Consider the following 11,477-nt stretch of genomic DNA (forward strand, 5'->3'; position numbering starts at 1 on the left):
GAGGCCGTGTCATTCAGCATTGATGTGACTGAGATGGCCTCATCGCGAGCAGGCTCGCTCCTACAGGGGGATTGCGGTGATTACCAGGGAATGGTTTCACCCCGGTAATTCACAAAATGGTGCCCGCCCTTGCCGGCGTACGCATTCACCTGATCCACCAACCCGCGCGTACTGGTCTGGACATCGATATCCGCACCTTCACCGCCCATGTCAGTCTTCACCCAGCCCGGGTGCAGCGACAACACGGTGAGTGCCGGCTCCGCCAATTGCGTCACGAAGCTGTTGGTCATCGAGTTCAGTGCCGCTTTGCTCGCCTTGTACAGTGCCAGCTCGGGCGCGTCCGGCATGGTCACGCTGCCGAGCACCGAACTCATGAACGCCAGCACGCCGCCGTCCGGACGAATCTGCCCGACGAAACGCTGCGCCAGGTTGATCGGCGCCACGGCGTTGGTGAAAAACAACTGACCCACGTCAGCCAAGGATGCGCCACCCGGGGTTTGCACCTCCGGCCCCTTCACCCCGGCATTCACGAACAACAGGTCAAACACGTCGCCCTTCAACTGCTGACTCAACGCGCTGATTGCCTGCTGGTCATCCATGTCGAGTTTTTCGATACGCACGTCACCCAGCGCCCGCAAGGCGTCGGCGTTTTGCGGGTTGCGCACGGTAGCGGTGACTTGCCAGCCATCGGCCAGCAGGGTTTTCACCAGACCGAGGCCCAGGCCCCGGGAGGCGCCGATGATCAGCGCGGTTTTTGCCTTGGACATGAGAGGCTTCCTTGAAAAATGAAGATCATGGATTCAATGGACAACGCTGCCCGAGCCGTTGCTGCAACTCGTGGCGCAGGGCACCGAGTTCGTCCATTCGGGTTTCGATCAGTTTGAGTTTGTCTTGCAGCAATTGCGTGACGGCACTGTCCGGATCGGGCGACTGCCACAACGCGGCGACGCTGCTGCCGATCTCGCCGAGGGTGAAGCCCAGCCGCTGGGCGGTCTTGATGTACAGCACCAGTTGCACCATGTCTGCCGGGTAGTCGCGATAACCGTTGGCGCTGCGTTGCGCCGCGATCAGCCCGCGTTGCTCGTAGAAGCGCAGCGTGTCGCGGCTGACGGCGCTGGCCTGGGCTAATTCACCGATGCGCATCATGACGTCTCGAAGAGGGCTTGACCCTGGAGCATACTCCAGGCTTTAGCCTGCTTGCTCCCTGATTTTCCGGAGCAAGACGGATGTGGACTTCAACGCAATATCGCCGGTTGGTGCGGGGCAGCGCCTGGTACGACCTGATCGTGACCGCCGCGTTTGCCACGCCGTGGAGTTTTGCGGCGTTGCATGGGGCGTTGGTGAGTTTGAGCCGGGCCTTGGACCTGCCAGGTGAACTGCCGCCATTCGAGCCGATGCACATGCTGATGGCGAATCTGCTGGGATCGATCGTGTGTGTCTGGGCGGTGCTGCGGATTCGTGATCCGCAGCAGGTTTATGGGCGGTATGACGCGGTGGGCCGGTGTCTGTTTGCGACTTGGCAGTTGTATGCCTTGGTGCACGGTGCCAGTTCGTTGTTGGTGGTTTTTCTGTTCTTTGAATTGGTGTGGGGCGTTGTTCAGGTGTTGCCTGTCAGGGACCCATCGCAAGCAGGCTCGCTCCCACAGGATTTTGTGTCGATCGATAATCCGTAGTTCAACTCGGTCGGTGTGGGAGTGAGCCTGCCCGCGATGAGGCCCACCCGGTCACCCCTAATGCCCACCCTGCCACGGCTGCCCCAACGACACCGGCGCATACAACCGCGTGCGCACCGCATCCCGCGACAACAACACCAGCACCACAATCGTCGCGACATACGGCAGCATCGCCAGCAGGCTCGATGGAATCGCCAGCCCCAACCCCTGTGCCACCAAATGCAGGATGCTGGCGAGGCCGAACAGGTAGGCCCCGAGCAACAACCGCCACACGCGCCAACTGGCAAACACCACCAGCGCCAACGCAATCCAGCCGCGCCCGGCGCTCATGTTCTCCGCCCACATTGGCGTATAGGCCAGTGACAGATAAGCCCCCGCCAACCCGGCCATCGCCCCACCAAACAGCACCGCCAGCGTGCGTACGCCCAGCACCGGCAAGCCCATCGCACTCGCCGCATCCGGATTTTCCCCGACGGCTTGAATGATCAGTCCAGCGCGACTTTTCAGCACCACCCACGCCACCAGCGCAAACAAGGCGAACGACAGATACACCAGCAGATCCTGGGCAAACAGCATCCGCCCGATCAGCGGGATCTCGCTCAGGTACGGAATCGCCACCGGTTCAAATCCCTGCAACGGCTTACCGACCCAGGCCGCACCGACAAACGTCGACAGGCCCACGCCGAAAATCGTCAGCGCCAACCCGGTGGCCACCTGATTGGCGTTGAACACCAGCGCCACCAGCGCGAACAGCGATGACAACAGCATCCCGGCCAGCATCGCCAGCAACACGCCGAGCCACAGGTTGCCGCTGTTCAGCGCGACGATAAATCCGATCACCGCGCCAAACAGCATCATTCCTTCCTGGCCCAGGTTGAGCACGCCGCTCTTCTCGCAGATCAACTCACCCAGCGCCACCAGCAGCAACGGCGTGCCGCAACGAACCATGGCGTAGAAAATATTGCTCAGCAGATCGATATCCATCACAACGCTCCTGCGTGTACGGCGGTGGCGGGGGCGCGGCGGGACCAGCGCAGGTTCAAGCGTGGCCGGTAAAGGATCAGCACGTCACTGGCCAGCAGGAAAAACAGCATCATGCCCTGGAACAATTGGGTGATTGCTTGCGGCAGGTTCATGCTCATTTGCGCGCTCTCGCCACCGATGTACAGCAGTGCCATCAGCAAGCTGGAAAACACGATGCCCATCGGGTTCAGCCGCCCCAGAAACGCCACAGTGATTGCGGTATAGCCGTAGCCCGGCGAGACTTGCGGCACCAGTTGACCGATGGGCCCGGTCACTTCGCAAACGCCAGCCAGCCCCGCCAACCCGCCGCTGATCAGCAACGCCAGCCAGATCAGGCGCTTCTCGCGAAAACCGACAAAACCGGCGGCGCGCTTATCCAGCCCGAGCACTTTGATCTGGAAGCCGACAAAGCTTTTCTGCAACAACACCCACACCGCGACCAGGGCGAGCAACGCAAAATACACCCCGGCATGAACCCTTCCGTCCTCCATCAACAGCGGCAGCCGGCTGGCATCGCCGAACATCGCCGATTCCGGAAAGTTGAACCCGGCCGGGTCTTTCAGCGGTCCATGCACGCAGAACAGCAGCAGGTTCAGGGCGATGTAATTGAGCATGATGCTGGTGAGGATTTCGTTGGCGTTGAAATGCGTGCGCAACCAGGCGGTCAACCCGGCCCAGGCCGCACCGGCCAAGGTGCCGACCAGCAGAATCGCCACCAGCGCCCAGCGGCTCTGCATATCGATAATGTTCACCGCCAGCGCGCTGCCGGCCAGGGCGCCGAGCAACAACTGGCCTTCGGCGCCAATGTTCCAGATCCGCGCCTGGTAGGCCACGGCCAGGCCGAGGGCGCACAGCAGAATCGGCAAGGCCTTGACCAGCAGTTCGGAGACACCGTACCAATCGCTGATCGGCGCGATCAGCAAGGTGTGCAAGGTGTGCAGCGGGTCGTGCCCCAACGCGATAAACAACAGCGAGCCGCAGCCCAGTGTCAGGGCCGCCGCCAGCAACGGCGAGCACCACAACATCAGGCGTGATTGCTGGCCACGGGGTTCAAGAGAAAGCAGCATGCGAAACTCCGTTAAACCAATGCGGATGCGAGGGGTTGAGGGGCGTCGAACTGGCCGGCCATCCAGCCGCCCACATCGATCAGGCGGGTGTCGACGGTGGCTTTGAGTGGCGACATTCGTCCGCTGCACAAAGCACCGAGCCGGTCGCTGATCTGGAACAGTTCGTCGAGGTCCTCAGAGATCACCAGGATCGCCGCACCGGCGTCGCGCAAGGCAATCAGCGCGCGGTGGATGGTCGCGGCGGCACCGACGTCCACGCCCCAGGTCGGGTGCGCGGCCACCAGCAGCTTCGGCTGCTGGAGGATTTCCCGTCCGAGAATGAATTTCTGCAAATTGCCGCCGGACAAGCTACGGGCCGGTGTTTGCGCGTCCGGCGTTTTCACGCCAAAGCGGCGGATGATCTCTTCGGCCAGCGTTTTGACTTTGCCCCGCTGAATGAGCCCATTGCTGATCAAACCGCGTTGAAACGCGGTGAGCAGCGCGTTGTCGGCCAGGCTCAATTCAGGCACTGCACCGTGACCCAGGCGTTCGGCTGGCACGAATGCCAGACCCAGGTTGCGCCGCGCATCAGGCCGCAGATGCGCGACCGGCTGGCCACCGAAACGGATCGTCTGCGCGTCACGCCGAAGCAGGCGCTCCTCGCCGCTGAGCAAGGCCAGCAATTCATCCTGGCCATTGCCCGCGACACCGGCGATGCCGACAATTTCGCCGCAGCGTACTTCGAGATTCAGGTCCTTAAGCGAGCAACCAAACGGGTCCGGGTTGTGCCACGACAAGCCGCTCACATTCAGAAATACGTCGGTGCCCAATGTCTTCGGGTAATCGGTGATCAGCTCGGCCGCTTCGCCGACCATCAACTTCGCCAGCTCCCGATCCGAACACTGCGAAGGCACGCAATGCCCGGACACCCGGCCGCCGCGCAACACGGTGGCGCTGTGGCACAACGCGCGTACTTCGCCGAGTTTGTGGCTGATGAACAGAATGCTGCAGCCCTCAGATGCCAGTCGGCGCAGGGTCACGAACAATTCGTCGGCCTCTTGCGGGGTCAGCACCGAGGTCGGTTCATCGAGAATCAACAGGCGGATGTCCTGCATCAGGCAGCGAATGATTTCTACCCTCTGCCGCTCGCCGATCGACAGGCTGTGGACAAGTCGCTCCGGTTCCAGCGCCATGCCATAACGCTGGGAGACTTCGCGGATTTTCGTCTCAAGCTGCTTCGGTGTGCCGGCCGCTGCGCCCATCGCCAGTGCGATGTTTTGCGCCACGCTCAGGGTTTCGAACAGCGAGAAATGCTGGAACACCATCCCGATCCCCAGGCTGCGCGCCTGGGCCGGATTGCGAATGGACACGCGCCGGCCTTCCCAGATCATCTCGCCGGAGTCGGCGTGGGTGACGCCGTAGATGATCTTCATCAGCGTACTTTTGCCCGCGCCGTTTTCGCCCAGCAGCGCATGGATTTCGCCGGGATCAATGCTCAGGTCGATGGCATCGTTGGCCAGGCAGCCGGGGTAGCGTTTGCTGATTCGGCACAACTGCAGGCGTGGCGTTTGATCGGGGATCGGCACGGGGTTGGGCATGACAGGCTCGGATCGATTGAAGTAATGCCTGTGGATAAAGCAATTTCCTGGCCATTAAGTCAGGAAAATTCAAAAGTCAGGCTGGCCAAGGTGTTGAGCCCGCTGCTTTGCCGAATGTCGATCCTGAGCAGGCACCACATGAGGGCAAAGCCGTTGATCAGGCTCCGGTTTTGCTCATCAGCGGTTGATCAAAAAACGAGCAGTTCGCCGCAAGCCATGCCGGATATGGGGCGGCGCCAGCCATGAACGGGTTATCCACAGATTGCTCCACAGTATTTGTGCGCAAGCCGAAAGCTCGGGCATAAGCACTGACCGGCTTTCTTCTAAAGGTGCTAAACCGCTCTAAATAATTGTTTTTACGTGTATTTAGTTTTCTATAGGGCAAATTGGATAAAAAACGAACAATGCCCGCAAAGCCGCATGACAGAAGGGTTACAGCGGTATGTGCTCAGGTTATCCACAGCCGGGTGCACAGTAGATGTGGGCAAATGCACGTGCTGGATAAAAGGGCTGTGAGCGTTGTTGGTGCGATCAGTGCTGTAACAGAATGCGCCCACGACTCAAATCCGCGAGCTGGGTTTGCAGGGGCTGGATCTGTGCCTGGCCAATCGCCAATTGCAGCTCCACGCCGTTGGCGGTGAACGTTTCCTCCACCACCAGACCGCCCAGTTCGGCGACCCGAAGTTTCACCAGCGTCAGTTCACCAAAACCGCAGGCGCAACTTACCGGCACGCGGCTGATCAGCTCGATTTTCGGCGCCGCTTGCAGGCATTTGTTGGCGCCGCCGCCATACGCACGGGCGAGGCCACCAGTGCCCAGTTGAATGCCGCCATACCAGCGGATCACCAGCACCGCGACCTGATCGCAATCCTGCGCTTCGATCGCCGCCAGAATCGGCCGCCCTGCGGTGCCTCCGGGTTCGCCGGCATCGGTGCTGCGATACTGATCGCCGAGCTTCCAGGCCCAGCAATTGTGCGAGGCATTCATATCGCTGTGCTGTTCGATGAACGCCACGGCTTCAGCGGGGCTGCTGATCGGCCCTGCGAAGGTGATGAAGCGGCTCTTGCGAATTTCTTCACGGTATTCGCAAAAACCGCTGAGGGTATAAGGCATAGGTGTCTTAGATCGAAGGCGTCAGGCCGCAGCCTTTGAGAATGATACGGATGAGATTGGTCCCCGCGTCTTCCATGTCTTGTTTGGTCAGCTTGGAACGGCCGCTGACCCGGCAGATTTGCGTGGCGAAATCCGCGTAATGCTGGGTGCTGCCCCACAACAGGAAAATCAGGTTTACAGGGTCGACCGGGTCCATTTTCCCGGCTTCGATCCACGCCTGAAACACCGCCGCCCGACCCTGGAACCAGGCGCGATAATCCTGGTTGAAATACTCGGTCAGGCATTCGCCGCCGCTGATGACTTCCATGGCGAAGATTCGCGAGGCTTGTGGCTGGCGCCGGGAGAACTCCATTTTGGCGCGGATGTAACGCGTCAGCGCTTCGGCCGGATCATCCTCGGCGGTCAGGGTGTTGAAGGTGCTGTCCCACAACTGAAGGATGTTGCTCAACACCGCCACGTACAAACCAAGTTTGTTGGTGAAGTAATAATGCAGGTTCGCCTTGGGCAACCCGGCATTCACGGCGATGGTGTTCATGCTCGTGCCTTTGAACCCGTGACGGGCGAACTCGTCTTCGGCGGCTTTGATGATGGTCTCTTCGTTCTTCTGACGAATGCGGCTGGCAGGTTTGCCGCCATGGGCAGGGACTTCAAAGGTCATAGGCACTTCCGAACAGGTGGGTGGGTGCATCCAGTGCGTTGATAGCGCACCCACCGATTCCAGACAAGTCCCGTCACGATAAAACCCCTCCCGCACGTGTTATCGCGTTGCGGCCAGGCTCTCCAAAAAGCTTTCCAGCACCAGATGCGGTCGTCGACCTTTGCGCGTGACCGAAGCAAGGCTCAAGTCATAAAACCGTGCTTTGGGTTTCAGCGCTCGCAATCGCCCTTGCTGGACCCAGAGGCTGGCATAGTGGTCCGGCAGATATCCGATGTAGCGCCCGGTCAGGATCAGAAACGCCATGCCTTCGCGGTCCGAGGCGCTGGCGGTGCAATTGAGCACCTGGTAATGCGCCTGGATCTCCGCTGGCAAACGGAAGGTCGGGGCGATGGCGTCCTGGCTGTTGAGACGCTCGTCGTCCAGTTGTTTGTCATCGACGTAAAACAACGGATGGCCAACGGCGCAATAGAGCAACGAACGCTCGCTGTAGAGCGGCTGATATTCCAGTCCCGACAATGCGCTGGCCTGCGGCACCACGCCGACATGCAAGCGGCCATCGAGCACACCTTGCTCGACTTCATTGGGCGCGATCATGCGGATCTGGATTTGCACGTCCGGGCCGCGCTCTTTCAATTGTGCCAACGCGTGGGTGATGCGCATGTGGGGGAGGGTGACGAGGTTGTCGGTCAGGCCGATGGTCAGTTCGCCTCGCAAGTGTTGGTGCAGGCCGTTGACCTCGGTGCGAAAACTTTCCAGCGCACTTAACAGTTGCAGCGCCGATTGGTACACCTCGCGACCTTCTTCGGTCAGGGAAAACCCGGCGCGACCCCGTTGGCACAGGCGTAGGCCGAGACGTTGTTCCAGGTCGCTCATCTGCTGGCTGATCGCCGAGCGGCCAATACCGAGCACCGATTCCGCCGCGGAGAAACCGCCGCATTCCACCACGCTGCGAAAAATCCGTAGCAGGCGGATATCAAAGTCGCTGACTTGCGCCAGCGGATCGGGGCGACGAGTGCTCATAGTTTAGTGCTGGCCTGACTGAACGTTAGAAAAGTTGGATTTCACCGACTTTATCCCCGTGGCAATTTAGCTGCAAGAACGCTTTTCATCTCCACGCCGCTTATTGCCCTGCGAGGTTTTGCCCATGAACTTGCCTGAAAACGCACCGACTTCCCTGGCTAGCCAGCTCAAGCTCGATGCTCACTGGATGCCGTACACCGCCAACCGCAACTTCCAGCGTGACCCGCGCCTGATCGTAGGGGCCGAAGGCAGCTGGCTGATCGACGACAAAGGGCGCAAGGTGTATGACTCGCTGTCGGGTCTGTGGACCTGCGGTGCCGGGCACACTCGCAAGGAAATCCAGGAAGCGGTCGCCAAGCAACTGGGTACGCTCGACTACTCGCCAGGCTTCCAGTACGGCCATCCGCTGTCGTTCCAGCTGGCAGAGAAAATCACCGATCTGACGCCGGGCAATCTGAACCACGTGTTCTTCACCGACTCGGGTTCCGAATGCGCGGATACCGCCGTCAAGATGGTCCGTGCCTACTGGCGCCTGAAAGGCCAGGCGACCAAGACCAAAATGATTGGCCGTGCCCGTGGCTACCACGGTGTGAACATCGCCGGCACCAGCCTGGGCGGCGTGAACGGTAACCGTAAAATTTTCGGTCAGGCGATGATGGACGTCGATCACCTGCCGCACACCCTGCTGGCGAGCAATGCCTACTCCCGTGGCATGCCGAAAGAGGGCGGTATCGCCCTGGCGGATGAACTGCTCAAGCTGATCGAACTGCATGACGCGTCCAACATCGCCGCCGTGTTCGTCGAGCCAATGGCCGGTTCTGCTGGCGTGCTGGTTCCGCCTGAAGGCTACCTCAAGCGTCTGCGCGAGATCTGCGATCAGCACAACATCCTGCTGGTGTTCGACGAAGTGATCACCGGTTTCGGCCGTACCGGCGCGATGTTCGGCGCTGACAGCTTCGGCGTTACGCCGGACCTGATGTGCATCGCCAAGCAAGTCACCAACGGCGCGATCCCGATGGGCGCGGTGATTGCCAGCTCCGAGATCTATCAGACCTTCATGAACCAGGCGACGCCGGAGTACGCGGTGGAGTTTCCGCACGGCTATACCTATTCCGCACACCCTGTGGCGTGCGCCGCTGGCCTGGCCGCTCTGGACTTGCTGCAGAAGGAAAACCTGGTGCAGAGCGTGGCCGAAGTTGCCCCGCACTTCGAAAATGCGCTGCACGGCCTGAAAGGCTCGAAGAACATCATCGACATTCGCAACTACGGCCTGGCCGGTGCGATACAGATCGCTCCGCGTGACGGCGACGCCATCGTGCGTCCGTTCGAAGCCGGCATGGCGCTGTGGAAAGCCGGGTTCTACGTGCGCTTCGGCGGCGACACCCTGCAGTTCGGCCCAACATTCAACAGCAAACCGCAAGACCTGGATCGTCTGTTCGACGCGGTCGGCGAAGTGCTGAACAAGATCGACTGATTTCCCCCTCTATATACAGGCGCCCGTTGTCGGGCGTCTGTGGACCACTTTTCAGGAGCCCCGCATGAGCCTTATCCCGCATTTGATCAATGGCGAACTGGTCACCGAAGAAGGCCGCACCGCCGACGTGTTCAACCCGTCGACCGGCCAGGTCATTCACAAGCTGCCATTGGCCAGCCGCGAAACCATTCAGAAAGCCATCGATTCCGCCAAGGCTGCCTTCCCGGCCTGGCGCAACACGCCGCCGGCCAAACGTGCGCAGGTGATGTTTCGCTTCAAACAATTGCTGGAGCAGAACGAAGCACGCATCGCTCGATTGATCAGTGAAGAACACGGCAAGACGCTGGAAGATGCGGCCGGTGAACTGAAACGCGGCATCGAGAACGTCGAGTTCGCGTGCGCGGCACCGGAAATCCTCAAGGGTGAATACAGCCGCAACGTCGGCCCGAACATTGATGCCTGGTCGGACTTCCAGCCGTTGGGCGTAGTGGCCGGCATTACGCCGTTCAACTTCCCGGCGATGGTTCCGCTGTGGATGTACCCGTTGGCGATCGTCTGCGGTAACTGCTTCATCCTCAAGCCGTCCGAGCGCGATCCAAGCTCGACGCTGCTGATCGCCCAGTTGTTGCTGGAAGCCGGCCTGCCAAAAGGTGTGCTGAGCGTAGTGCACGGTGACAAGGCTGCGGTGGACGCGCTGATTGAAGCGCCGGAAGTCAAAGCATTGAGCTTTGTTGGCTCGACACCGATTGCCGAATACATCTATTCCGAAGGCACCAAGCGCGGCAAACGTGTCCAGGCTTTGGGCGGCGCGAAGAACCATGCGGTGCTGATGCCGGATGCGGATCTGGATAATGCCGTCAGCGCACTGATGGGCGCGGCTTACGGTTCCTGCGGTGAGCGTTGCATGGCGATCTCTGTTGCCGTGTGTGTGGGTGATCAGGTGGCGGATGCGTTAGTGGCGAAACTGACCCCGCAAATCAAGGCACTTAAAATCGGCGCAGGGACTTCCTGCGGCCTGGACATGGGGCCGCTGGTTTCCGGTCAGGCTCGCGACAAAGTCAGTGGCTATATAGAAGACGGCGTTTCGGCCGGTGCTTCACTGATAGTGGATGGTCGTGGTCTGAGCGTGGCCGGTCATGAGGAAGGTTTCTTCCTGGGTGGCTGCCTGTTCGACAACGTGACGCCAGAGATGCGCATCTATAAAGAAGAGATCTTCGGGCCAGTGCTGTGCGTTGTTCGGGTCAACAGCCTGGAAGAGGCAATGCAGCTGATCAACGATCACGAGTATGGCAACGGTACCTGCATCTTCACCCGTGACGGGGAAGCTGCGCGGTTGTTCTGCGATGAGATCGAAGTCGGCATGGTCGGCGTTAACGTACCGCTGCCAGTGCCGGTGGCCTATCACAGCTTCGGCGGCTGGAAGCGTTCGTTGTTCGGCGATCTGCATGCGTACGGCCCGGATGGCGTGCGTTTCTATACCCGCCGCAAAGCCATCACCCAGCGCTGGCCACAACGGGCGAGCCATGAAGCTTCGCAGTTCGCGTTCCCTAGCTTGTAAGTAGGCATGCAGAAGGCCGACCCCTTGGGGTCGGCCTTCGCATTTACGGGGCTTTTTGACCTATATGACAGAATTGTGAAATTAGCTGTTGACGGCAGATTTCAGATGTCTATAATTCGCCCCACTTCCGGCGCAGTCGAAACGGAAAACTCCTTGTTAAACAACGAGTTACGCAGTTTTCGACAGTGGGTTGCTTCAGGTCATCGAAGCCGAAAGGGAGTTGAAAAAGAGGTGTTGACAGCAGCGTGTAACGCTGTAGAATTCGCCTCCCGCTGACGAGAGATCGAAAGCGCAAGTGGTTGAAGTTGCAAAGG

At 60.1% G+C, this 11,477-nt stretch carries 11 protein-coding genes; 3 read left to right on the forward strand and 8 right to left on the reverse strand.

Translation table 11 applies throughout. The annotated features are described in order from the left end of the window. Window positions 1–80: 80 nt before the first annotated feature. Entirely contained in the window at window positions 81–767 is a 687-nt protein-coding gene (locus tag EJA72_RS00460; RefSeq protein WP_157709598.1) for an SDR family oxidoreductase, read from the reverse strand. A gap of 25 nt (window positions 768–792) precedes the next feature. Beyond that, the gene (locus tag EJA72_RS00465; RefSeq protein WP_157709608.1) at window positions 793–1,143 is read right to left on the reverse strand and encodes a MerR family transcriptional regulator; all 351 of its coding nucleotides are present in this window, start codon (window positions 1,141–1,143) and stop codon (window positions 793–795) included. An 83-nt stretch (window positions 1,144–1,226) separates the two neighbouring features. Here EJA72_RS00465 and EJA72_RS00470 point away from each other — a divergent pair, with 83 nt between their 5' ends. Continuing rightward, a complete protein-coding gene (locus tag EJA72_RS00470; RefSeq protein WP_157709599.1) occupies window positions 1,227–1,673 on the forward strand; it encodes a hypothetical protein in 447 nt (148 codons plus the stop codon). Between the two features lie 57 nt (window positions 1,674–1,730). Here EJA72_RS00470 and EJA72_RS00475 read toward each other — a convergent pair whose 3' ends face one another. The 6 genes from EJA72_RS00475 to EJA72_RS00500 all read right to left on the reverse strand — a co-directional run bounded on the left by EJA72_RS00475 (window position 1,731) and on the right by EJA72_RS00500 (window position 8,131). After that, window positions 1,731–2,657, reverse strand: a complete 927-nt coding sequence (locus EJA72_RS00475; protein WP_157709600.1) for an ABC transporter permease — start codon at window positions 2,655–2,657, stop codon at window positions 1,731–1,733. Then, complete coding sequence (locus EJA72_RS00480) at window positions 2,657–3,763, reverse strand: ABC transporter permease (RefSeq protein ID WP_157709601.1); 1,107 nt, start codon at window positions 3,761–3,763, stop codon at window positions 2,657–2,659. The genes EJA72_RS00475 and EJA72_RS00480 overlap by 1 nt, the downstream gene beginning before the upstream one ends. Before the next feature lie 11 nt (window positions 3,764–3,774). Continuing rightward, the gene (locus EJA72_RS00485) at window positions 3,775–5,340 is read right to left on the reverse strand and encodes an ABC transporter ATP-binding protein (protein WP_157709602.1); all 1,566 of its coding nucleotides are present in this window, start codon (window positions 5,338–5,340) and stop codon (window positions 3,775–3,777) included. Between the two features lie 531 nt (window positions 5,341–5,871). Beyond that, window positions 5,872–6,453 carry a YigZ family protein gene (locus EJA72_RS00490; RefSeq protein WP_157709603.1) on the reverse strand — a complete coding sequence of 194 codons (582 nt, stop codon included), beginning with the start codon at window positions 6,451–6,453 and terminating at the stop codon, window positions 5,872–5,874. A gap of 7 nt (window positions 6,454–6,460) precedes the next feature. After that, window positions 6,461–7,111: a TetR/AcrR family transcriptional regulator gene (locus EJA72_RS00495; protein ID WP_157709604.1), complete on the reverse strand. Its 651-nt coding sequence runs from the start codon at window positions 7,109–7,111 to the stop codon at window positions 6,461–6,463. A 99-nt stretch (window positions 7,112–7,210) separates the two neighbouring features. Beyond that, window positions 7,211–8,131: a LysR family transcriptional regulator gene (locus EJA72_RS00500; protein ID WP_157709605.1), complete on the reverse strand. Its 921-nt coding sequence runs from the start codon at window positions 8,129–8,131 to the stop codon at window positions 7,211–7,213. A gap of 124 nt (window positions 8,132–8,255) precedes the next feature. On the opposite strand from EJA72_RS00500, the gene EJA72_RS00505 reads away from it, so the two are divergent. Next, a complete protein-coding gene (locus tag EJA72_RS00505) occupies window positions 8,256–9,605 on the forward strand; it encodes an aspartate aminotransferase family protein (protein ID WP_157709606.1) in 1,350 nt (449 codons plus the stop codon). Window positions 9,606–9,669: 64 nt separating this feature from the next. Then, the gene (locus EJA72_RS00510; RefSeq protein WP_157709607.1) at window positions 9,670–11,163 is read left to right on the forward strand and encodes a CoA-acylating methylmalonate-semialdehyde dehydrogenase; all 1,494 of its coding nucleotides are present in this window, start codon (window positions 9,670–9,672) and stop codon (window positions 11,161–11,163) included. The last annotated feature ends 314 nt before the right edge of the window (window positions 11,164–11,477 follow it).

The organism is Pseudomonas sp. PB120 (assembly GCF_009761815.1).
Taxonomy (GTDB): domain Bacteria; phylum Pseudomonadota; class Gammaproteobacteria; order Pseudomonadales; family Pseudomonadaceae; genus Aquipseudomonas.